The 22,190-nt window shown below is 71.2% G+C and carries 18 protein-coding genes and 3 tRNA genes; 5 read left to right on the top strand and 16 right to left on the bottom strand.

Features of this window, described 5'->3' with window-relative positions:
• Positions 1–160 precede the first annotated feature (160 nt).
• The 3 genes from ACZ52R_RS02590 (at position 161) to pknB (ending at position 5,354) form a co-directional block, all read left to right on the top strand.
• Entirely contained in the window at positions 161–1,537 is a 1,377-nt protein-coding gene (locus tag ACZ52R_RS02590) for an FtsW/RodA/SpoVE family cell cycle protein (protein WP_360498185.1), read from the top strand.
• A complete protein-coding gene (locus ACZ52R_RS02585; protein ID WP_360498153.1) occupies positions 1,534–2,991 on the top strand; it encodes a peptidoglycan D,D-transpeptidase FtsI family protein in 1,458 nt (485 codons plus the stop codon). Before ACZ52R_RS02590 ends, ACZ52R_RS02585 begins: the two co-directional genes overlap by 4 nt.
• A gap of 260 nt (positions 2,992–3,251) precedes the next feature.
• Positions 3,252–5,354, top strand: coding sequence for a Stk1 family PASTA domain-containing Ser/Thr kinase (pknB, locus tag ACZ52R_RS02580; RefSeq protein ID WP_465752528.1), 2,103 nt, complete (start codon positions 3,252–3,254; stop codon positions 5,352–5,354).
• Positions 5,355–5,511: 157 nt separating this feature from the next.
• Here pknB and ACZ52R_RS02575 read toward each other — a convergent pair whose 3' ends face one another.
• The 5 genes from ACZ52R_RS02575 to ACZ52R_RS02555 all read right to left on the bottom strand — a co-directional run bounded on the left by ACZ52R_RS02575 (position 5,512) and on the right by ACZ52R_RS02555 (position 9,220).
• Positions 5,512–6,336 carry a class E sortase gene (locus tag ACZ52R_RS02575; RefSeq protein ID WP_465661600.1) on the bottom strand — a complete coding sequence of 275 codons (825 nt, stop codon included), beginning with the start codon at positions 6,334–6,336 and terminating at the stop codon, positions 5,512–5,514.
• A 37-nt stretch (positions 6,337–6,373) separates the two neighbouring features.
• Positions 6,374–7,480 (bottom strand): class E sortase, encoded by a 1,107-nt coding sequence (locus ACZ52R_RS02570; RefSeq protein ID WP_396289017.1) that lies wholly within the window; start codon positions 7,478–7,480, stop codon positions 6,374–6,376.
• A gap of 5 nt (positions 7,481–7,485) precedes the next feature.
• The gene (locus tag ACZ52R_RS02565) at positions 7,486–8,148 is read right to left on the bottom strand and encodes an aminodeoxychorismate/anthranilate synthase component II (RefSeq protein ID WP_360498159.1); all 663 of its coding nucleotides are present in this window, start codon (positions 8,146–8,148) and stop codon (positions 7,486–7,488) included.
• A gap of 68 nt (positions 8,149–8,216) precedes the next feature.
• Positions 8,217–8,396, bottom strand: a complete 180-nt coding sequence (locus tag ACZ52R_RS02560; protein ID WP_360498161.1) for a hypothetical protein — start codon at positions 8,394–8,396, stop codon at positions 8,217–8,219.
• Positions 8,397–8,464: 68 nt separating this feature from the next.
• Positions 8,465–9,220 (bottom strand): DUF881 domain-containing protein, encoded by a 756-nt coding sequence (locus tag ACZ52R_RS02555; RefSeq protein WP_465615860.1) that lies wholly within the window; start codon positions 9,218–9,220, stop codon positions 8,465–8,467.
• A 173-nt stretch (positions 9,221–9,393) separates the two neighbouring features.
• Between ACZ52R_RS02555 and crgA the strand changes: the two genes are divergently transcribed.
• Positions 9,394–9,642: a cell division protein CrgA gene (gene crgA, locus ACZ52R_RS02550; protein ID WP_360498163.1), complete on the top strand. Its 249-nt coding sequence runs from the start codon at positions 9,394–9,396 to the stop codon at positions 9,640–9,642.
• A 335-nt stretch (positions 9,643–9,977) separates the two neighbouring features.
• On the opposite strand, the gene ACZ52R_RS02545 is transcribed toward crgA, so the two are convergent.
• On the bottom strand, positions 9,978–10,871 hold the full coding sequence (locus ACZ52R_RS02545; RefSeq protein ID WP_465752526.1) for a rhomboid family intramembrane serine protease: 894 nt from the start codon (positions 10,869–10,871) through the stop codon (positions 9,978–9,980).
• Between the two features lie 227 nt (positions 10,872–11,098).
• Between ACZ52R_RS02545 and ACZ52R_RS02540 the strand changes: the two genes are divergently transcribed.
• Complete coding sequence (locus ACZ52R_RS02540; protein ID WP_465615453.1) at positions 11,099–11,812, top strand: DUF5324 family protein; 714 nt, start codon at positions 11,099–11,101, stop codon at positions 11,810–11,812.
• Between the two features lie 90 nt (positions 11,813–11,902).
• Here the strand turns inward: ACZ52R_RS02540 and ACZ52R_RS02535 are convergent.
• From ACZ52R_RS02535 to recF, 10 genes are all read right to left on the bottom strand, one after another.
• Positions 11,903–11,975 (bottom strand) — tRNA-Ala (locus ACZ52R_RS02535).
• A 169-nt stretch (positions 11,976–12,144) separates the two neighbouring features.
• Positions 12,145–12,273, bottom strand: coding sequence for a DLW-39 family protein (locus tag ACZ52R_RS02530; protein ID WP_014137031.1), 129 nt, complete (start codon positions 12,271–12,273; stop codon positions 12,145–12,147).
• A gap of 348 nt (positions 12,274–12,621) precedes the next feature.
• Positions 12,622–12,695 (bottom strand) — tRNA-Ile (locus tag ACZ52R_RS02525).
• A gap of 85 nt (positions 12,696–12,780) precedes the next feature.
• Positions 12,781–12,857: transfer RNA gene (locus ACZ52R_RS02520), tRNA-Ile, on the bottom strand.
• A 16-nt stretch (positions 12,858–12,873) separates the two neighbouring features.
• Entirely contained in the window at positions 12,874–14,268 is a 1,395-nt protein-coding gene (locus ACZ52R_RS02515) for a class I SAM-dependent methyltransferase (protein WP_465615451.1), read from the bottom strand.
• Positions 14,269–14,527: 259 nt separating this feature from the next.
• Positions 14,528–15,250 (bottom strand): DUF3566 domain-containing protein, encoded by a 723-nt coding sequence (locus tag ACZ52R_RS02510; RefSeq protein ID WP_465661598.1) that lies wholly within the window; start codon positions 15,248–15,250, stop codon positions 14,528–14,530.
• 151 nt (positions 15,251–15,401) lie between these two features.
• Entirely contained in the window at positions 15,402–17,966 is a 2,565-nt protein-coding gene (gene gyrA / locus ACZ52R_RS02505; RefSeq protein WP_465615858.1) for a DNA gyrase subunit A, read from the bottom strand.
• A 113-nt stretch (positions 17,967–18,079) separates the two neighbouring features.
• Positions 18,080–20,095, bottom strand: coding sequence for a DNA topoisomerase (ATP-hydrolyzing) subunit B (gene gyrB / locus ACZ52R_RS02500; RefSeq protein ID WP_465615449.1), 2,016 nt, complete (start codon positions 20,093–20,095; stop codon positions 18,080–18,082).
• Between the two features lie 268 nt (positions 20,096–20,363).
• On the bottom strand, positions 20,364–20,912 hold the full coding sequence (locus tag ACZ52R_RS02495) for a DciA family protein (RefSeq protein ID WP_360502540.1): 549 nt from the start codon (positions 20,910–20,912) through the stop codon (positions 20,364–20,366).
• A gap of 121 nt (positions 20,913–21,033) precedes the next feature.
• Entirely contained in the window at positions 21,034–22,167 is a 1,134-nt protein-coding gene (gene recF, locus ACZ52R_RS02490) for a DNA replication/repair protein RecF (protein WP_360502537.1), read from the bottom strand.
• Positions 22,168–22,190: the final 23 nt, after the last annotated feature.

Genomic DNA, 22,190 nt, shown 5'->3' with positions numbered 1-22,190 from the left:
CGTCCGTGATCCGACATAGGACCGCCCCGAGCGGGCTTGCCGGCCGTCAGGGAGCGGTCACCACGTGAGCAGCTACAACCTGAGCGAAGACAGCGAGCGGTCCGGTCGGCGCCGGGCGTCGGCCGAGCGGGCCGTCCCCCGTCGACGGGGCAACACCACCATCTCCCCGCAGGAGGCGCCGAACCGGCGCAACACCGAGCTGGCCCTGCTGCTCTTCGCGGTACTGCTGCCGGTCCTCGCGTACGCCAACGTCGGCCTGGCGATGGACTCCAAGCTGCCCGCGGGCATGCTCGGCTACGGGCTCGGCATGGGCGCCCTGGCGCTGGTCGCGCACCTGCTGGTGCGCCGCTTCGCGCCGTACGCGGACCCGCTGATGCTGCCGATCGCCACCCTGCTGAACGGCCTCGGGGTGGTGATGATCTGGCGGCTGGACAAGGCCGGGAAGCTGCTCAGGGGCAACTACCCGGCGGCCGAGAACCAGCTGATGTGGTCGGGCCTCGGGATCGCCGGCTTCATCGCGGTGATGGTCCTGCTGAAGGACCACCGGGTGCTCCAGCGCTACACCTACATCTCGATGGTGGTGGCCCTGGTCCTGCTCGCCGCGCCGGCCTTCTTCCCGTCCCGGGACGAGGACTTCGGCGCCAAGATCTGGATCCGGATGGGCAGCTTCTCCATCCAGCCCGGCGAGTTCGCCAAGATCATCCTGACGGTGTTCTTCGCCGGCTACCTGATGGTCAAGCGGGACGCCCTGGCGCTGGCCAGCCGCCGCTTCATGGGCCTCTACCTGCCGCGCGGCCGCGACCTCGGCCCGATCGTCGTGATCTGGCTGCTCAGCCTGCTGATCCTGATCTTCGAGAACGACCTGGGCACGTCCTTCCTGTTCTTCGGCCTGTTCGTGGTGATGCTCTACGTCGCCACCGAGCGGACCAGCTGGATCCTGTTCGGCCTGCTGATGTCGGTCGGCGGCGCGGTGGCGGTCGCCTCGACCGCCGACCACGTGAAGGTCCGCATCAACGCCTGGCTCGACCCGATGGCCGCCTTCGGCCCGCACCCGCCGAAGGGCGCCACCGAGCAGATCGGCCAGTCGCTGATGGCGCTCGGCTCCGGCGGGGTCACCGGCTCGGGCCTGGGCCAGGGCCGCTCCTGGCTGATCGCCTTCGCCGCCAAGAGCGACTTCATCCTGGGTTCCTTCGGCGAGGAGCTCGGGCTCACCGGCCTGATGGCGATCTTCCTGCTGTACGCCCTGCTGGTCCAGCGCGGCCTGCGCACCGCGATCGCCGCCCGCGACCCCTTCGGCAAGCTGTTCGCCGTCGGCCTCGCCTCGGCGATGGCGATCCAGGTGTTCGTGGTGGCCGGCGGTGTCACCGGGCTGATCCCGCTCACCGGTATGACCATGCCGTTCCTCGCTCAGGGCGGTTCGTCCGTGGTCGCCAACTGGGCGCTGGTCGCGATCCTGCTGAAGATCAGCGACAGCGCCCGCCGACCCGGGGCCGAACCGGCCCCGGCCACCGAGGGCCAGGGAGGACCCGCCCGATGAACAAGCCGATCCGCCGGGTCTCGATCTTCTGCCTCGTACTGATCCTGGCCCTGATGGTGCGCACCAACTGGGTCCAGGGCGTCCAGGCCGAGTCCTGGGCGAACGACAAGAACAACAAGCGCCAGGTGTACGACCGCTACGCCCACCCGCGCGGCAACATCATCGTCAGCGGCCAGCCGGTCACGAAGTCCGACTTCGTCAACGGCCTGCGCTACAAGTACAAGCGCTCCTGGGTCGACGCCCCGATGTACGCCCCGGTGACCGGCTACTCCTCCCAGGTCTTCGGCTCCAGCCAGTTGGAGAACCTGGAGGAGGGCATCCTCTCCGGGACCGACGACCGGCTGTTCTTCCGCAACACCCTGGACATGCTGACCGGTGAGCAGAAGCGCGGCGGCGACGTCCTCACCACCATCGACGCCAAGGTCCAGAAGGCCGCCTACGACGGCCTGGGCAACAAGAAGGGCGCGGCGGTCGCGATCGACCCGAAGACCGGCGCGATCCTGGCGCTGGTCTCCACCCCGTCCTACGACCCGGGGACCTTCTCCGGCAGCGACTCGGCCGACTCCAAGGCCTGGACGGACCTCAACGCGGACCCGAACAAGCCGATGCTCAACCGGGCGCTGAAGGAGACCTATCCGCCCGGCTCGACCTTCAAGCTGGTCACCGCGACCGCGGCGTTCGAGAACGGCCTCTACCAGAACGTCGACGACACCACGTCGACCCCGGAGCCGTACACGCTGCCCAACACCACCACGCAGCTGAAGAACGAGAGCCCCAACGAGCGCTGCGAGAACGCCACCGTCAAGTCCGGGATGGACCAGTCCTGCAACACGGTGTTCGCCAAGATGGGCGCCGACCTGGGCAAGGAGAAGATGCGGGCGCAGGCCGAGAAGTTCGGCTTCAACAGCACCGTCGACACCCCGGTCCGCTCGGAGAAGAGCATCTTCCCGGACAGCGCCAGCCTGGACGGCACCGCCCAGGACTCGATCGGCCAGCACGACACCCGCGCCACCCCGCTGCAGATGGCCATGGTCTCCGCCGCGATCGCCAACAACGGCAGCCTGATGCAGCCGTACCTGGTCGACCAGGAGCGCTCGGCCTCGCTGACCACCATCTCCAAGCACACCGAGAAGCAGTTCTCCCAGGCGATGAGCCCGGCCACCGCGCAGAAGATGCAGGACCTGATGGTCTCGGTGGTCGAGAGCGGCACCGGCACCAACGCCAAGATCCCCGGTCTGCAGGTCGGCGGCAAGACCGGCACCGCGCAGCACGGCGAGGACAACGCCGGACTGCCCTTCGCCTGGTTCACCTCGTGGGCCAAGGCCTCGGACGGCCGGTCGGTCGCGGTCGCGGTGGTCGTCGAGGACGGCTCCCAGAACCGCGACGGCATCAGCGGCGGGCGGCTCGCGGCCCCGATCGCCAAGGCGGTGATGCAGGCCGCACTCGGCAAGTAACGAGCCGGGTCGCGGGTGAGGGGAATGTCACGATCGGCACCCCCGTCCGGATACCGGTCTGATATCGGCCGACGGCTGACTCCGGTCCGATGGGGTGCGACCGGTAGCGTATCCGCCAGCAGCGGGTGTGCCCGTTGCCGCCCGCGAGGCACCGAACGGCCCGGCCGGAGAACCGGTAGCGGACCGCGCGGCGTCACCCAGAGCGTGCGGGGACACCTACGTCACAACCTCACCGGCGGGTGAGGGAGAGGGTCGGAACTATGGAAGAGCCTCGTCGCCTAGGCGGCAGGTACGAGCTCGGCGGCGTCCTCGGACGCGGCGGCATGGCCGAGGTTTACCTCGCCCATGACACCCGGCTCGGCCGTTCCGTCGCAGTGAAGACGCTCCGGGCCGACATGGCCCGGGATCCGTCGTTCCAGGCCCGCTTCCGCCGCGAGGCACAGTCGGCGGCGTCCTTGAACCACCCCGCGATCGTCGCCGTGTACGACACGGGCGAGGACTACATCGACGGCATCTCCATCCCGTACATCGTGATGGAGTACGTCGAGGGGTCCACGCTGCGCGAGCTGCTGCACTCCGGCCGCCGGCTGCTGCCCGAGCGGGCGCTGGAGATGACCATCGGCATCCTCCAGGCCCTGGAGTACTCGCACCGGGCCGGCATCGTGCACCGCGACATCAAGCCCGCCAACGTGATGCTGACCCGGCAGGGCAACGTCAAGGTGATGGACTTCGGCATCGCCCGCGCGATGGGCGACGCCGGGATGACCATGACGCAGACCTCTGCCGTCATCGGCACCGCCCAGTACCTCTCCCCCGAGCAGGCCAAGGGCGAGCAGGTCGACGCCCGCTCCGACCTCTACTCCACCGGCTGCCTGCTCTACGAGCTGCTGACCGTCCGGCCGCCGTTCGTCGGCGACTCGCCGGTCGCGGTGGCCTACCAGCACGTCCGGGAGGAGCCGCAGCCGCCGTCGGTCTTCGACCCCGAGGTGCGCCCCGAGATCGACGCGATCGTGCTGAAGGCGCTCGCCAAGGACCGCGACTACCGCTACCAGAGCGCCGACGAGATGCGCGACGACATCGAGCGCTTCCTCGACGGCCTGCCGGTGGCGGCCGCCCAGCAGGCCGCGTACGGCATGGGCGCCGGCTACGGCTACGACCAGAACGGCTACCCGCAGCAGCACGACCCGTACGGCCAGACCAACATGCTGCCGCAGCAGCCCGGCGGCGGCCCGACCACCGTCCTGCCGCAGGCCGGCGGGCAGCCCGGCTACGGGCAGGGCGGCTACCAGGACGACGGCTACGGCCAGACCCACGGCGGCGGCGCGGGCGGCGACGACGGCTACGGCCAGGGCGGCGGCCGGCGCGGCGAGGACCGGCCGAAGAAGAGCAACACCTCCTGGATCGTGCTGGCGGTGGCCGCCGTACTGGTCCTGGTCGGCACCTTCTTCGTGGCCCAGGCGATGTTCGGCAACGACAAGGGCAAGGACGCCGCGAAGGTCACCGCCCCGAACCTGGTCGGCAGGAGCCTGGCCGAGGCCAAGACCGCCGCCGCGGCGGCCGGTGCCAAGCTCGTGGTGACCGAGGGCGAGAAGATCGCCTGTCCTGACGCCGCCGTCAAGAAGGACCAGGTCTGCACCCAGAACCCGACGGCCGGCAGCCAGATCGCCGAGACCGCGACCATCACGGTCCAGGTCTCCACCGGCCCGGCCAAGGCGCAGGTCCCGAACGTGGTCGGCAAGCCCAAGGACCAGGCGCTGCAGGCCCTGGCCGCGGCCGGCTTCACCAACGTCGGCACCCCCGAGTACAAGGACGACGACTCCGCCCCGCAGGACACCGTCACCGGCCAGGACCCGGCGGCCAACCAGACCGCGGACCCGACCGCCCCGATCAAGCTGACGGTCTCGCAGGGCAAGACCAAGATCAACGTCCCGAACGTGGTCGGCGCCCAGAAGGAGGCCGCGGAGAGCACGCTGACGGGCCTCGGCTTCCAGGTCGACTCCTCGAAGACGGCGGCGGCCCCCGACCCGTCCAAGATCAACACCGTCGCCGCGCAGTCCCTCCAGGCCAACTCCAAGGCCGCGGCCAACACGAAGATCGCGCTGACGATCTACAAGGCCCCGGACAAGGCCCAGGTCCCGCCGGTGCAGAACCTCAAGCTGTCGGACGCCATCGCGGCGCTGTCGAAGGCCGGCCTCGGCTACAGCGTGATCGGCCCTCAGGACCCGAACGCGATCGTCCAGATGAGCACCCCGGGGGCCGGCACCCCGCTGGACCCGAACACCCAGGTCCAGCTGCTCACCAAGCCGGCCGACCCCCCGAAAGGGGGCGACCCCACCACCCCACCCGCCAAAGGGGACCACTAGGCCTCCGATATTCCCCTGGTTCAACTGAACCGGGGACCCGGAGCCCGGTAGGGCCGGACAGCGACGCCCGAGGGCCCGCCGCAGCGGATGCGGCGGGCCCTCGGGCGTTCTCGACCCCCATGACGCCCCACGAGGCCCCACCAGACCTCACGAGGCCTCAGGAGTGGCGCAGCTCCGGCGGCGGAGTGCGCTTGGCGTCCATGTCGTCCACCCGCACCAGGCTCCCCCAGACCGCCATCCGGTAGCGCGAGGTGTAGACCGGCGTGCAGGTGGTCAGGGTGATGTAGCGGCCGGGGACGGCGTACCCGGAGCGGGCCGGGACGGGCGCCACGATGCCGGTGTCGAACTTGGACGTCTCCGGCAGGGTGCTGTCGACCTTGTAGACGTACCACTTGTCCTTGGTCTCGACGACGACCGCGTCGCCCTTGTGGACGGCGTCCAGGTCGTGGAACTTGGCGCCGTGGCCGTCCCGGTGGGCGGCCAGCGCGAAGTTGCCCGCCTGGTCCCAGGGCAGCGCGGCCTTGTACGGCTGCTCGTAGACGCCCGCCACACCCTCGTCCAGGACCTCGGTGGAGGTGCCCATCCGGATCAGCACCTGGAAGTCCCTGCCCATCGCCGGGACGTGCAGGAAGCCCACGTCGTCCCCGGCCGCGAACTGCGCCGGCCCGGGCGGGGCGCCGGGGGCGGGGGTGGTCCCGGGCGCGGCCGAGGGGGCGGCGGTCGGGCCCGCGGCCCAGGCGCCGCGCAGCCGGTCGGCGGCCTCCGACGCCGAGCGGTCGGCCTGCACGTTGGTCCACCACAGCGAGTAGGCCACGAACAGGCCGAGCACCAGGCCCAGGGTGATCAGCAGCTCGCCGAACACCCCGAGCGCGGCCAGCGCCCGGCGCCTCCCGCGCCCGGCCCGCTGCCCGGGCTGCTGCCCGGGCGGGGGGAAGGCGTCCTGCCCCGGTTCGGCCGACTGCGCGGCCTCGTCGTCCTGCATGTGCGGTGCTCCCCCTCCGGGCCGGGCGTCCGGGCGGCTACCCGCCCGTGATCGCCGCCGGCTTGCCTTGGCTGCGCGGCCGTTCCTCGATCATCTTCCCAAAGACGATGAGACGGAACTTGGAGGTGAACTCCGGGGTGCAGGTGGTCAGCGTGATGTAGCGGCCGGGGCCGGCGTACCCGGCGCCGTTCGGCACCGGCTTGATCACGCTCACGTTGCTGGGGGAGGTCTCCGGGATGCCCCCGGTGATCTCGTAGGTGTAGTACCCGGCGGCGGTCTCCACCACGACCTTGTCGCCCTTGGAGAGCTGGTTGATGTACCGGAACGGCTCGCCGTGGGTGTTGCGGTGGGCGGCCAGCGCGAAGTTGCCCGCCTGGTCGCCGGGCATCCCGGTGCCGGGGTAGTGGCCGACCAGGCCCTTGTCGAGCACCGCCGACTTGGAGGTGCCCTCGGCGATCGGGAACTTCAGCCCCAGCTTGGGCAGGTAGATGATGGCGAAGCCCTTGCCGGGCTCGAACACCTCGGGCTTGTTCGGGTCCGGAGCCGGCTGCCCCGGCTGCGCGGGTGCCTGGGCCGCGTCGAACTGCTGCTCCAGCTGGTTGCGGGCCCCGCTGGCGGCCGCGTCGGCCTGCACGTTGGTCCACCAGAGCTGGTAGGCGACGAAGAGCAGCATCACCACGCCGAGCGTTATGCACAGCTCGCCGACGGCTCGGGCGGCCACGACGACCGCGGACTCCTTGGGGCGCACCCGTCCGGCGGCCCGGCCGCCCGCCCGGCGCCGCCCGTTGCCCGACCGGATCGCCGGACGGCCCTGGGCGGCCCGTCGACGCTCGGCCCGGCCGCCGGTGGGCGGGGCCGGCTCGGCGGCCGACGCGCCGACCCCGGCGGGCAGTCGCAGCTGGAGGGTCTGGTCGGGCAGCCAGGGGTACTCGGGCCCGCCCGCGAGGGGCTCCTCGGCCTGCTCGTAGACGCCCCAGGCGTCCTCGGGCGCGGTCTGGGCCGGGAACGCCTGCTGGTACGGGGCGGTGCCGGTGCCGTCGCCGTACTGCGGGCCCGCATACGGCTGGGCGCCGTCGAACTGCCGCGCGCCGCCGTACGGGTCCGCCTCCGGCTGGTAACGCCCCTCCGGACGCAGCGTGGTCACGCCGCTCAGCCCCGGCCGATCACCGGGGCGAGCCCGGCCGACCGGTCCACGGCCTGCGGGAAGCCGCACTCGGCGAGCCAGTTGGCGAGCATCCGGTGCCCGCCCTCGGTGAGCACCGACTCCGGGTGGAACTGCACGCCCTCGACCGGCAGTTCACGGTGCCTCAGGCCCATGATCACACCGCTCTCGGTCCGCGCGGTGACCACCAACTCCGCCGGAACGGTGGACGGTTCGACCGCGAGCGAGTGGTAGCGGGTCGCGGTCAGCGGCGAGGGCAGGCCCTCGAACACCCCGCCGTCCTCGTGCTCGACCAGCGAGGTCTTGCCGTGCAGCAGCTCAGGCGCCCGGCCGACCACCGCACCGTACGCGACCGCGAGCGACTGCAGGCCCAGGCAGACGCCGAACACCGGCAGCCCGATCCGCGCGCAGTGGTGCACCATCTCGATGCAGACCCCGGCCTCCTCCGGCGCGCCGGGCCCGGGGGAGAGCAGCACCCCGTCGAAGCCCTCCGCCCCGGCGCGGCGGACGGCGTGCTCGACGGTCACCTCGTCGTTGCGCACCACCTCGCAGGTGGCACCGAGCTGGTACAGGTACTGGACCAGGTTGAAGACGAAGCTGTCGTAGTTGTCCACCACCAGGATGCGGGGCGGGTTCGACTGGGTGGTCATGCGCGCGTGGTCTCCGTGGGATGCGGTGCCGGATGGCGGTGCTGGATGGAGGTGCCGGGGCCGCCGGTTCAACCGGCCGCGGCGCCGTCGCCGCCGTCCACTGTGACGTCACCGAAGGGGAGCAACGGTTCCGCCCACGGGAAGACGTAGGTGAAGAGCAGGTAGACGATCCCCAGGATGAGGAGCACCGAAAGGACGGCCTTGATCAGGGTGTTCCCCGGGAGGTGACGCCAGATGAAGCCGTACATGGTGCTCCCTCGTCGTAGCAGGCTGGGTCAAGAGTAGACCCGGCTTCCACGGCCGCGAGGCCGGTCCGCTACTGCCCGCCCGCCGACCGCAGCTCGGTGGTGCCGGAGTAGCCCGGCAGTGTCAGGTCGCCGCTCTCCTGGACCTTCCAGCCCAGCCCGTACGCCTGGACGTACTTCAGGTAGTTGCGGATCGTCGGGTCCGCGTCGACGGCCGAGCGCAGCGCCTCGGTCTTCCCCACCGCCTTGACCACGTACGGCGGGGAGTAGACCCGGCCCTGCAGCAGCAGGGTGTTGCCGACGCAGCGGACGGCGCTGGTGGAGATCAGCCGCTGGTCCATCACCTGCACGCCCTCCGCGCCGCCCCGCCACAGCGCGTTGACCACGGCCTGGATGTCCTGCTGGTGGATGACCAGGTCGTTGACGCCGGGCTCGGGAACGCCGGGGATGCGCGCGGTGGCGTTCGGCGGGGCGTCGTTGAGGGTGACGCTCAGTCCGCCGCCCTGCAGCGGCTCCAGGGCGGCGCCGAGCCGCAGGCCGTCCAGCTGCGCCGCGTCGGCGGGGCTGTGGCCCTGCTGCTCGGTGAGGTCCTGGGCACGGGCCTGGAGGTCGGCGAGCTGGGACTGCGCCTGCTGGTTCTGCGCGCTGCGCTGGCGGATCACGTCGCCGAGGCTCAGCAGCGAGTTGTCGGTCCGCAGGTCGGTGCCGCGGGCGGTCTGCGCGCTGATGTAGAAGAGCAGTCCGGCGAGCGCGAAGACCGCGCAGGTCAGGGCACGTCCGACAATTCGGATATCGGAGCGGCGGGTACGGACCGGCTCAGGGGGAATCGACAAATTAGTCACCGTACCCTTATCTCCTCAGGACCCGCCGAGCCACTACGCTAACGGACGCCGGTGGCACGTGCGGAGCGTCCCTCAGTGCGTTCCCACGGCCGACCGCCGACCGACTCACCCGCTGCACCCCTGCGCGGTCTTCCAGCGCATCGACAGGAGAACCCCTCGTGCCGAAGTCTCGACTCCGCAAGAAGTCCGACTACACCCCGCCGACCGCGGCCGCGGTGAAGATCAGCTCGGGCCGCGGTTGGGTCGCGCCGCTGATGCTGGCACTGTTCCTGATCGGCCTGGTGTGGATCGTCACCTATTACGTGACCAGCGGCACCTACCCGGTCGAGAGCTGGCGGAACTGGAACATCCTGGTCGGCTTCGGCTTCATCGCCGCGGGGTTCGGCGTCTCCACCCAGTGGAAGTGACGACCCGCTCGTCCTGAGGCCCGGAAGGGCCGATTCCCGCCGCTCCGGATCGCTCGTCCCGGGGCGGCGGTCAGGCGTGCCCGGACGCGGGCGGGCATCCGGTCGGTTATCCCCACCATCGGACTGTCAGGCTTATCCACATGGTTATCCACACTGGGGAAAAGTCTCCCCAGCCTGTGGATAACTTTCCCGGGGGAACCGCCCACAGCCGTGCGCACCATCCCGGGAACCGGGGAAATCGCACAGCAGGACACGCGTAGAACAGCCGTCCGCACCGGGGGCGACGCACAGCCTGTGCACAACCCCGCACCCGCTGTGGACAAACGCCCGAGTCCTCAGGCGCCGTAGAGCGACATCCCGATCAGCAGCATCCCCGCCTCCAGGGCCAGCGCCCCGGCCACCGTCAGCCCCTGGACCAGGCCGCGGCGCTCGCGCGGGGCGTACATCAGGCCGGCCGCGGTCAGCGCGCCCACCGCCAGGCCGCCCAGGTGCGCCCGCCAGTCGATGCCGGGACGCGAGAAGGTGACGACCAGGTTGAAGACCAGGAACGCCATCACCATGGCCAGCGGGCCCTTGTTCCGCAGCTGCATCACGATCGTGGCGCCGATCAGCCCGAAGATCGCCCCGGACGCCCCCACCGAGTTCATCAAGTCGCCGGCCACCAGGAAGCCGAAGGTGCTGCCGCCCAGACCGGAGAGCAGGTAGAGGGCCAGGAAGCGGAGCCGGCCGAGCGCCTCCTCGAGCGGCGGACCGAGCCGGAGCAGCACCAGCATGTTCAGCCCGATGTGCCACCACTCCAGGTGCAGGAAGGTGGCGGTCAGCAGCCGGTACCACTGCTCCGGGCCGTCGGCGAGGCCGGCCGGACCGCCGAGGACGTCCCGTCCGGCGCTGAACAGCGACCAGGTCTGGCCCAGCCGTGGCGTGAGCACGTAGGCGGCCAGCAGCCAGACCACCACGTTGGTCCCGATCAGCAGCCTGGTGACCAGCCCGCCGTCGACGGTCGGCGCCCCGCCGAACCGGGTGGTCGCCCGCCGGGTCCCCGCGTGCCCCGTGCCGACGCACTCGGGGCACTGGAAGCCCACCGCGGCGGTCACCATGCACTGCGGGCAGATCGGCCGCTCGCAGCGGGTGCAGGAGACCCCGGTGGGCACCTGGGGGTGTCGGTGGCAGCCGGGCAACCCGGCCTCCGGGGACCGATCGGCCGACGACCGCGGCTCGTCCGGGCGCATCAGCGGGTCCCCTTCCGGTTCACGACCTCCAAAAAAGTCAGCCTACTGCCGCACCCCCGCCCCACGGCCCGCTCCGCCGCATCCCGCCCCACCCGAACGCCCCACCGAGCCACAGCTCCCGGGGGACCGCGTACGGCCCACCCGACGTGCCATCGGACAAATCAGGATGCATGATCAGCATTCAGGTGGATATGTGCATAAAGGACGCCACCCAGGAGGAGAGACTCGTGAGCTTTTCGGACTCAGCCCGTGAGACGGCCACCAGGACCCGGGACACCGCCGCACAGGTCGCGGAGGGCGCCAAGCAACGCCTCGGCCCCGCCCTGGACGCCCTCGGACCGATGGCCACCCAGGCCGGCCACAATCTCCGCGTTCAGTACGACAAGCACCTCGCCCCACAGTTCGGCCATGCCTTCGCCAGCCTGCCGCCGGAGGCCCAGCAGCAAGCCCTGAAGGCCCTCCACCGGGCCCAGGAGGCCGCCCTGGCGGCCCGCATCTCCGCCGCCCGGGCCGCGGACCAGGCGCGCACCACGGTCGTCCCCAGGGTGGCCCAGGCGGTCGACGACGCCCGCGCCGCGGTCGTCCCGGTCGCCCAGGAGGCCCAGACCCGGGGAGCCGCCGCGCTGACCGCCCTGCACGGCCACGTCAGCTCGGCCGAGATCAGCGAGCTGGCCGCCCGGAACGCCCGGAAGGAACGGTGCAACGGCTGGGCCACCGGCCTCGCCGTGGCCGGCCTTGTGGCGATCGGCAGCGGCCTGGTGGCCTGGCAGTGGTGGCGCCGGCACAGCAACCCGGAGTGGCTGGTCGAGCCCCCGGCGGCGCAGGAGTCCCGGCCGGCCGGCGCGCACGCCGCCACCGCCCCGGTGAACGGCTCCGGTCCCGAGGCCGAAGCCGTCGAGCCCGGCAAACCCGTCGACGACGAGGGCCCCACGACGGACTGACCGTGCGGAAGACGCGGCGAGGCCCGGAAACGCCGATCGGCCGCTGACCAGGATCCTGGTCAGCGGCCGATCGGCGACTGCTGTGAACTGTGGAGCATAGGAGACTCGAACTCCTGACATCTGCCTTGCAAAGGCAGCGCTCTACCAACTGAGCTAATGCCCCTCGACGGCACCGCCGGTGCCAACGGGCACTAGCGTACCGGGTTCCGGCGCGTTTCCCAGCGCCGTCCCCTGAAGGGGACCGGCCGGTCCGGTCGGTAGACCGGGCCGGCCGGCCCGGGAGGCGCGGGTCGGCGCCTCCGAAGACCGTCGATCGTCAGATCGCCCGGGGCTCAGCGACCGGCCGGGACCGGGTCGGTGGCCTCGGTCCACAGGTCCTGCTCGGCGCGGTCCGCCTGGACCTGACGGTAGACAAAGAAGCCGCCGAGGGCGACCAGGGCGACCAGGAGAAGCTTCTTCACCGCGGGACCTCGTCCTTCTTGCGTTGACGGACTCAAGAGCCGGATCCGGCCGGATTGACCGGTCCGACGAGTCCAGATGTGTTTCGAGCGCAAACGGGCGGCCGGGTGCCAGACTGCCCTTGCGGCCGATGATACACACCGGTATCCCAATCGTGACCAGCCACCGGTGCGGCCAACCCGGCGGTCCGGTCCGAGGATTGACGCAGCACCTTCTGCCGGGCGCCGCGCCGGCGTGCGGCCGGCCCGGGAATCCCCGGTCAGGCCCGGTCCGCCGAGCCTCCCGAGGGGCACGAGCGGGCGGGAACGTCGAAGGGCCCGGAGTGGATCACTCCGGGCCCTTCGGGGAGGTGGGCCTAACAGGACTTGAACCTGTGGCCTCTTCCTTATCAGGGAAGCGCTCTAACCGTCTGAGCTATAGGCCCTCGCCGAACAGAGAGCGTACCGGAATCCGCCCGATCCGCGAAAACGTCGAAGGCCCCGGAGTGGATCACTCCGGGGCCTTCGCGGTGGTGGGCCTAACAGGACTTGAACCTGTGGCCTCTTCCTTATCAGGGAAGCGCTCTAACCGTCTGAGCTATAGGCCCTTGCCGCACTGAAAGATTAGCGGACCGACGGCCGATCCCCCAAATCCGGGTCGGCCCGGCCTGCGGCGTGGATCCCGGCGGTCGGCCGCGGCGGGAGGGCGGCGGGTCGCAGCAGCCACTGCTCGCGGGTCGACGGGAGGCCCGCCGCGCCCTCCTCGGTGCTGCGGACGGCGAGGACCTGGTTGATCCCGATCCGGTTCTGCTCGAAGGCGAGCGCGCAGGCCGTCATGTACAGCCGCCAGACCCGGGCCCGGCCGCGGCCGACCAGCCGGACCGCCTCCGTCCAGTGCGCCTCGAGGTTGGCCACCCATTCGCGCAGGGTCAGCCCGTAGTGCTCGCGCAGCGACTCGACGTCCCGGACCTCGAAGCCGGCCTCCTCGAGCCGGGCCACGGTGGAACCGACGGGGGAGAGCTCACCGTCGGGGAAGACGTAGCGGTCGATGAAGGGGCTGGCGCGGTACGGCTCACCGGGGTGGTCGGGGCGGCGGGCGATCTGGTGGTTGAGCAGCCGGCCGCCGGGCGCCAGCAGCCGGTACAGGCCCTCGGCGTAGACCCGGTACTGCTCGGCGCCGACGTGCTCGGCCATCCCGACACTGGAGATCGCGTCGAACGGCCCGTCGGTGATCTCCCGGTAGTCCTGGAGGCGGACCTCGACCCGGTCGGCCAGGCCGGCCTCCTCGACCCGCGCACGGGCCAGCGCGACCTGTTCCCTGGAGATGGAGACGCCGACCGCGGTGACGCCGTAGTGCTCCGCCGCGTGCAGCAGCAGCGATCCCCAGCCGCAGCCGACGTCGAGCAGCCGCATCCCGGGCCGCAGGCCGAGCTTGCGGCAGATCAGGTCGAGCTTGGCCTCCTGGGCGGCCTCCAGGCTCTTCGCCTCCGGCGTCCAGTAGGCGCACGAGTAGACCATCGAGGGGCCCAGCACGAGGCCGTAGAAGTCGTTCCCGACGTCGTAGTGGTGGCTGATGGCCGCACGGTCCCGGTGGCGGCTGTGCAGCCGCCCCTCGGCCTTCCTGACCTCCTCCTGGGGCGGGGCCGGCTCGGGGCCGAGCGCCCCGGCCCGCAGGAGGGCCGCGAGGACCTGTCGGCCCTTGGCGCCGACGACGTCGCGCGGCCCGAGGTGGAGCGTGCGGATCTCCGGCCGCTCGGCGAACCGACCGACCACCGAGAGCACCTCGTAGAGGTCGGTGCCGGGGGCGATCTCCAGGTCCCCCGAGACGTAGGCCCGGGCCAGGCCCAGCTCGCCCGGCTGCCAGAGCAGCCGGCGCAGTGCCCGGCGGTTGCGCAGGACCACGGTGGGGGCCCCCGGCGGCCCGGCGACGCTGCCGTCCCAGGCCTGCACCCGCAGCGGTGCCGGGACCCCCAACAGCCCGTCCAGGGCCTCGACCAGTTGACCTGCGAGCTTCGCCACCGCGCGCCTCCGTCCAGTCGTCCTGCTGAACCTCTCCTGACCCGGCCGTACGGACCGGGGGCGGCCTGCGGCACTCCCAGGCGCGGAACGGGCGCCACCCAGCAAATCCCACCGCGGCCGACCGGATTCCGGGCGGCACGCCGCGGGGTGCCGGCTGTCACCCGAATGCCGACGGGCCCCACCGGCTGCAACAGTCGGTGGGGCCCGTACATTCCGTCCGTGGACGGGAAACTGAGTGTGAGTCAGGATCCGGCCGGGATCAGTCCTCCTCGGCCAGGGTCAGCTCGATGCCGCCGGTGAAGCCGGCCGCCGCGTTGTAGATGAACGCGGAGAGGGTGGACAGGGCGGTCAGCAGGACGACGTCGACCACGGCGATCAGCGTGGTGAAGGTCATCACCTTGCCGAAGCCGACGTAGTCCATCAGGTTGAGGCCGCCGTTGCTGTCCGAGCCCGTGACGTCCTTGAGGGTCTTGGTCAGCGAGTCGAAGACGCCGAGCGAGTCCAGCGTCATCCACAGCACCGCCGAGGCCACGATGATGATGATGCCGACGGCCAGCGACAGCAGGAAGCTGACCTTCATCACCGACCACGGGTCGACCTTGGTCACCCGCAGCCGGGCCTTGCGGGTCCGGCCGAGGCCCGCGGCGGCGGCCGCCGCCGCGGGCGGGGCCGCGGGCGCTCCGGCGGGGCGGCGCGCCGCCCCGGGAACGGGGGTGCCCCGGGGCGGGGTCGGCTGCCCCTTGGCGTACGTGGTCGGCTGGGAGAAGCCCCCCGAGCCGGCCGCCGGGGAGCCCCCCGGCGGCGGGGGCGTCTGGCCACCGTAGGCCGCGCCGCCCTGACCCGCGCCGCCGGCCTGCGGCATCAGCGAGGTGGACGCGGTCGAGTGCTCGGTCGGCGGCTGCGGGACGCCGTACGAACCCCCGCCCTGCGCGCCCGGACGGCCGCCGGAGGTCCCTCCCGCAGCACCCGTGGCTCCACTCACCTGGTCCTCCCGCACTTCCCACCAGGGCGGCGGCGCCGCCCTGCTTCGTCACTCGTCATCCAGCGCCCGGCGGGATTGCCCGGAACTGGTCGGCGTCCGGTGTCGCCACGCCCACTGTGGGGGACGCGGCGACACCGGTCTGCGGTTCGGTTCAGGCCTCGACGTCTCCGTCGACCGCCGTCTCCGCACCCTCGGCCGGCTCGGTGGACTCGGTGCCGGCGATCTCGTCCTCCGCCGGCTCCTCGTCCTCGGCTTCGGCGTTGCGGGCCATGCCCACGACAGCGTCGCGCTTTCCGAGGTTGATCAGTTGGACGCCCATCGTGTCACGTCCGGTTTCACGAACCTCGGAAACCCTCGTGCGGATCACCCCACCCGAGAGGGTGATCGCCATGATCTCGTCGGTTTCGTCGACCACGAGCGCGCCGACGAGCGAGCCCCGGCCCTCGACGATCTTCGCCGCCTTGGTGCCGTAGCCGCCGCGTCCCTGGACACGGTACTCGTCCACACCGGTGCGCTTGGCGTACCCGCCGTCGGTGGCGGTGAAGACGTAGGTTCCCGGGCGGACGACGTTCATCGAGAGCAGCTCGTCGTCCTCGCGGAAGGCCATGCCCTTGACGCCGGAGGTGGCGCGGCCGGTGGAGCGCAGGGCGTCGTCGGTCGCGGTGAAGCGGATCGACTGGGCCTTCTTGGAGACCAGCAGCAGGTCGTCCTCGGCGGAGACCAGCTCGGCGCCGATCAGCTCGTCGTCCCGGCCCTCCTCGTCCTGGCGCAGGTTGATCGCGATCAGGCCGCCGGAGCGCGGGGAGTCGTAGTCCTTCAGCGCGGACTTCTTCACCAGACCGGCCCGGGTCGCGAGGACCAGGTACGGCTTGTCCTCGTAGGTCCGGACGGCCATCACCTGGGCGATGTGCTCCTCCGGCTGGAAGGCCAGCAGGTTGGCCACGTGCTGGCCGCGGGCGTCGCGCCCGGCGTCCGGCAGCTCGTAGCCCTTGGCGCGGTAGACCCGGCCCTTGTTGGTGAAGAACAGGATCCAGTTGTGGGTCGTCGTCACGAAGAAGTGGTCGACGATGTCGTCCTGCTTCAGCTGGGCACCGCGCACGCCCTTGCCGCCGCGCTTCTGCGAGCGGTAGAGGTCGGAGCGGGTCCGCTTGACGTAGCCGCCACGGGTGATCGTGACGACGATGTCCTCCTCGGCGATGAGGTCCTCGATGGAGAGGTCGCCGTCGGAGGGGATGAGGGTGGAGCGCCGCTCGTCGCCGTACTTCTCGACGATCGCGGTGAGCTCCTCGGAGATGATCTCCCGCTGGCGGGTCGGCGAGGCCAGGATCGCGTTGTACTCGTCGATCTTGCGCTGCAGCTCGTCGTGCTCGTCCATGATCCGCTGGCGCTCGAGGGCGGCCAGGCGGCGCAGCTGCATCTCCAGGATGGCGTTGGCCTGGAGCTCGTCGATGTCGAGCAGGCCCATCAGGCCGGTGCGGGCGGCGTCGGCGCTCGCCGAGGCCCGGATCAGCGCGATGACCTCGTCGATCATGTCCAGGGCGCGCAGCAGCGCGCGCAGGATGTGGGCGCGCTCCTCGGCCTTGCGCAGGCGGAAGGTGGTGCGTCGGACGATGACGTCGACCTGGTGGTTGACCCAGTGCCGGATGAAGGCGTCGAGCGAGAGCGTGCGCGGCACGCCGTCGACCAGGGCCAGCATGTTGGCGCCGAAGTTGGTCTGCAGGTCGGTGTGCTTGTAGAGGTTGTTCAGCACGACCTTGGCGACGGCGTCGCGCTTGAGCACGATCACCAGGCGCTGGCCGGTGCGCGAGGAGGACTCGTCGCGGACGTCGGCGATGCCGGCGACCTTGCCGTCCTTGACCAGGTCGGCGATCTTCAACGCGAGGTTGTCCGGGTTGACCTGGTACGGCAGCTCGGTGATCACCAGGCACTGGCGGCCCTGGATCTCCTCGACCTCGACCACCGCGCGCATGGTGATCGAGCCGCGCCCGGTGCGGTACGCCTCCTCGATGCCGCGGCGGCCGACGATCAGGGCGCCGGTCGGGAAGTCCGGGCCCTTGATCCGCTCGATCAGGGCGTCCAGCAGCTCCTCGTTGGAGGAGTCCGGGTGCTCCAGCGCCCAGAGGGCACCGGAGGCGACCTCGCGCAGGTTGTGCGGCGGGATGTTGGTGGCCATGCCGACCGCGATGCCGGTGGCACCGTTGACCAGCAGGTTGGGGATGCGCGCGGGCAGGACGGTGGGCTCCTGCGAGCGGCCGTCGTAGTTGGCGGCGAAATCGACGGTCTCCTCGTCGATGTCGCGCATCATCTCCATGGCCAGCGGCATCAGCTTGCACTCGGTGTAGCGCATGGCCGCGGCCGGGTCGTTGCCCGGGGAGCCGAAGTTGCCGTTGCCGTCCACCAGCGGCATCCGCAGCGACCACGGCTGGGCCAGGCGGACCACGGTGTCGTAGATCGAGGTGTCGCCGTGCGGGTGGTAGTTGCCCATCACGTCGCCGACGACGCGGGCGCACTTGTAGTAGCCCTTCTCGGGGCGGTACCCGCCGTCGTACATCGCGTAGAGCACGCGCCGGTGCACCGGCTTGAGGCCGTCGCGGACCTCGGGCAGCGCGCGGCTCACGATGACGCTCATCGCGTAGTCGAGGTACGAGCGCTGCATCTCGGTCTCGAGCTCGATCGGCTCGACCCGGGACACGAAGCCCGCCTCGCTGTCAGACAGGGTGGTGGCGGTGCTGGCGTCCGGCTGCTCGCCGTCGGGACGGTTGTCGTCGACCACTGGTGGTCAGTTTCCTTTCACGCGTGACTGGACCGTGCTGGCAGGGGCGGGCCCCGTCACACGTCCAGGAAGCGGACGTCCTTGGCGTTGCGCTGGATGAAGGAGCGGCGGGCCTCGACGTCCTCGCCCATCAGGACGGAGAAGAGGTCGTCGGCACGGGCCGCGTCCTCCAGGGTGATCTGCTGCAGCAGGCGGTGGGCCTGGTCCATGGTGGTGATCCGGAGCTCCTCGGCGTTCATCTCGCCGAGACCCTTGAAGCGCTGGATCGCGTCGTCCTTGGGCAGCCGGCGCCCGGCCGCGACGCCTGCCGCGATGGTGGCGTCGCGCTCGCGGTCGGAGTAGACGTAGTCGAAGTCGTCCTTGCCCCACTTGATCTTGTACAGCGGCGGCATCGCCAGGTACACGTACCCGGACTCGACCAGCGGCCGCATGAAGCGGAACAGCAGGGTCAGCAGCAGGGTGCGGATGTGCTGCCCGTCGACGTCGGCGTCCGCCATCAGGACGATCTTGTGATAGCGGAGCTTGGACTCGTCGTAGTCCTCCTGGATGCCGCAGCCGAAGGCCGAGATCAGCGCCTGGACCTCGGTGTTCTGCAGCACCTTGTCGATCCGGGCCTTCTCGACGTTCAGGATCTTGCCGCGGATCGGGAGGATCGCCTGGATGCGCGGGTCGCGGCCCTGCTTGGCCGAGCCGCCTGCGGAGTCACCCTCGACGATGAAGATCTCGCACTCGGACGGGTCCTTGGACTGGCAGTCGCTCAGCTTGCCCGGCAGCGAGGCGCTCTCCAGCAGGCCCTTGCGCCGGGTCAGGTCGCGCGCCTTGCGGGCGGCGACGCGCGCGGTGGCGGCCTGGATGGACTTGCGGATGATGTCCGCGGCCTCGTTGGGGTTGCGGTCCAGCCAGTCGTTCAGCTGCTCGTGGACGACCCGCTGGACGAAGGTCTTCGCCTCGGTGTTGCCGAGCTTGTCCTTGGTCTGGCCCTCGAACTGCGGCTCGCCGAGCTTGACCGAGATGATCGCGGTCAGACCCTCGCGGATGTCCTCGCCGGAGAGGTTGTCGTCCTTGTCGCGGAGCAGCTTCTTGTCCCGCGCGTAGCGGTTCACCAGGCCGGTCAGCGCGGCGCGGAAGCCCTCCTCGTGGGTACCGCCGCCGTGCGTGTGGATGGTGTTGGCGAAGCTGTAGACCCCCTCGGTGTACGAGGAGTTCCACTGCATGGCGACCTCGACGGAGATCGTCTTGTCCTTGTCCTCCGCCTCGAAGTCGATCACCGAGGGGTGGATCACCTCGCCCTTGCGGGAGTTGAGGTGGGTGACGAAGTCCGCGATGCCGCCGTCGTACTTGTAGGTGACGGAGAGCGGGTTGCCGTCCTCGTCCGCGTGCTCCGGGCGCTCGTCGGTCAGCGAGATGGTCAGGCCCTTGTTGAGGAACGCCATCTCCTGGAAGCGCCGGGAGAGCGTCTCGAAGGAGTAGACCGTGGTCTCGAAGATGTCCGGGTCGGCCCAGAACGTAACGATGGTCCCGGTGCGCTCGGTGGCCTCGCCCTTGACCAGGGGGGCGACCGGCGCGCCCATCTTGTAGTCCTGGGTCCAGCGGTGGCCGTCCCGGAGGATCTCGACCGCGAGGCGGGTGGAGAGCGCGTTCACCACGGAGACGCCGACGCCGTGCAGACCGCCGGAGACCGCGTAGCCGCCGCCGCCGAACTTGCCGCCCGCGTGCAGCACGGTGAGCACGACCTCGACGGCCGGCTTCTCCTGCCCGGGGACGATGTCGACCGGAATGCCTCGGCCGTTGTCGACCACCCGGACCGCGCCGTCGGCCATGATCGTGACGTCGATGGTGTCGGCGTACCCCGCCATCGCCTCGTCGACGGAGTTGTCCACGACCTCCTGCACCAGGTGGTGCAGGCCGCGCTCGCCGGTGGAACCGATGTACATGCCGGGGCGCTTGCGGACGGCGTCGAGGCCTTCCAGCACCTGGATGTTGCTACCGGTGTAGGAAGCCTGGTCGGACTGGTCTGGGGTCTGGCTGGGGTTGCCGGAATCGGCCACGAAGCGCCCTCTCTGGCACAGCACGGGCCGCATCCCCGCCCCGTGCGGGCGAGCGTGCGACCACGGCGTTTCGACTCGGTTGCCACTAGCAACAGTGTTTGGCTTTCAGTCTACCGGTACGACTGACAGAGATGGGCGTTTGGCAGCCCTTGAAGGCAGATACGCCGCCCTGAATCCCCTCTGCACATGTCCCGATACTCGCCCGGGGGCCCCAGAGCTCCTGGGAGGGCTGTCAGGGGTTCCGGAAGATCGCCGTCCGATCCGCGCCGCCGCCGACGGACCGGCGTTCCGGTCACCCCCAGGTGTCGCCCGGCCCCTTGCTCCCCGGCGCACGCAGCCGGCCGTAGCCGCGGGCGGGCGCCGCCGGGCCCAGCACCTTGATGGTCTTGACCGTGCCGTGGCCCAGCTCGTGATTCAGACGGGCCACCAACTGCCGCGCCAGCCACCGCAGTTGAGTGGCCCACGCGGTGGAGTCGCACTGCACGGTGAGCACCGCGGCGGCCTCGTCGTAGGAGGAGGGGTGGCAGTGCGCGGCGATGTCCGGGCCGACGATCTGCGGCCAGCGGCCCATCACCCCGCCGACGGCGGCCGAGGACTCCCAGCCGCGCTCGGTCAGCAACCGGTTCAGCGCCGCGCCCAGTGGGACCGGGTCGCGTCCGTCCGAACGGGCCCCGCTGCGCAGGCCGTGCCGCTTGGCCTCGCGCTTCTCCCGGACCTGCTCGCCGCGCTGGCGGGCCTGGGCGCGGGCCGCCCGCAGCGCGGAGCGGGCGAGATCGGCACCGGTCGGCTCGGGGGTACCGGGGGTGCCGGGCTGGGGGGAGTTCTCCGCCGGCTCGCTCACGGCGATCTCCTTTCCCCAGCCTGTGGACAACGGTCGCGGTCGCACGCCCGCCGAGCCCTCCAGCCTACGGGAGCGCTCGGCGCCCGCGGATCGCGGCGGGGGGCGTGGAACGGGTGCGCGGTCAGGCGTCGATGCGGCGCACGGCGCCGTCGGAGACCGTGAACCGGGCACCGGCCAGCGCCTTCGGCACGTCCTCGGCGACCGCCGCGGTCACCAGCACCTGCTCGCCGTCGGCCACCAGTTCGGCCAGCCGGTCCCGGCGGGCCGCGTCCAGCTCGGCGAACACGTCGTCCAGGATCAGCACCGGCTCACCGCCGTCGGCGCGCAACAGCTCGTACGAGGCCAGCCGCAGCGCGAGCGCGTACGACCAGGACTCGCCGTGGCTGGCGTAGCCCTTGGCGGGCAGCGGGCCGAGCTTGAGCACCAGCTCGTCCCGGTGCGGGCCGACCAGCGTGAGGCCGCGATCGACCTCCTGCTTGCGGGCCGCCTGCAGCGCCCCCAGCAGCTGCTCCTCGGCCTGCTCGCGGCTGGTCGGCAGCTCGCCCTCGAAGGAGCTGCGGTACTCCAGGGTGGTCTCGCCGCCGCCGGGGGCCAGCTGCCCGTACGCGGCCGTCACCAGCGGCTGCAGGGCGGCCACCAGCTGGATCCGGAAGGCCGTCAACTCGGCGCCGGCGCGCGCCAGGTGACCGTCCCAGACCTCCAGGGTGGACAGGTCCGCGCCCTTGCCGCCACCGGCCCGGCGGGCCATCGCGGCGGTCTTCAGCAGGGCGTTGCGCTGCTTGAGCACCCGCTCGTAGTCCTGCCGCACGCCGGCCAGCCGGGGCGCGCGGGCGGTCAGCAGCTCGTCCAGGAAGCGCCGGCGCTCGCCCGGGTCGCCCTTGACCAGGCTGAGGTCCTCGGGGGCGAACAGCACGGTGCGCAGCAGGCCCAGCACGTCGCGCGGGCGAACGTTGTCGGAGCGGTTGATCCGGGCCCGGTTGGCCTTGCCCGGAGTCAGCTCCAGCTCGACCAGGGTGGATCGGCCGCGGTCCACCACCGAGGTGCGGATCACCGCCCGCTCGGCGCCCAGCCGGATCAGCGGGGCGTCGGTGGCGACCCGGTGGCTGCCCAGGGTGGCGACGTAGCCGATCGCCTCGACCAGGTTGGTCTTGCCCTGGCCGTTGGGCCCCACGAACGCCGTCACGCCCGGGTCGAGGGGCACCTCGACCCGGGCGTACGACCGGAAGTCGGCGAGCGACAGATGCGCGACGTGCATGGCTGTGGACTGCGCCCGCCTTC

The organism is Kitasatospora sp. NPDC034023 (genome assembly GCF_055575795.1).
The sequence above is the reverse complement of the archived record's forward strand: the minus strand, read 5'-3'. Positions and strand labels throughout refer to the sequence as shown.

What these genes read in the sequence shown, in the direction of transcription:
- ACZ52R_RS02560 (WP_360498161.1), bottom strand. Translation starts at nt 8,396, where the DNA reads ATGTACGGCTTCATCTGGCGTCACCTCCCGGGGAACACCCTGATCAAG.
- pknB (WP_465752528.1), top strand. Translation starts at nt 3,252, where the DNA reads ATGGAAGAGCCTCGTCGCCTAGGCGGCAGGTACGAGCTCGGCGGCGTC.
- ACZ52R_RS02575 (WP_465661600.1), bottom strand. Translation starts at nt 6,336, where the DNA reads ATGCAGGACGACGAGGCCGCGCAGTCGGCCGAACCGGGGCAGGACGCC.
- ACZ52R_RS02565 (WP_360498159.1), bottom strand. Translation starts at nt 8,148, where the DNA reads ATGACCACCCAGTCGAACCCGCCCCGCATCCTGGTGGTGGACAACTAC.
- ACZ52R_RS02585 (WP_360498153.1), top strand. Translation starts at nt 1,534, where the DNA reads ATGAACAAGCCGATCCGCCGGGTCTCGATCTTCTGCCTCGTACTGATC.
- ACZ52R_RS02545 (WP_465752526.1), bottom strand. Translation starts at nt 10,871, where the DNA reads ATGCGCCCGGACGAGCCGCGGTCGTCGGCCGATCGGTCCCCGGAGGCC.
- recF (WP_360502537.1), bottom strand. Translation starts at nt 22,167, where the DNA reads ATGCACGTCGCGCATCTGTCGCTCGCCGACTTCCGGTCGTACGCCCGG.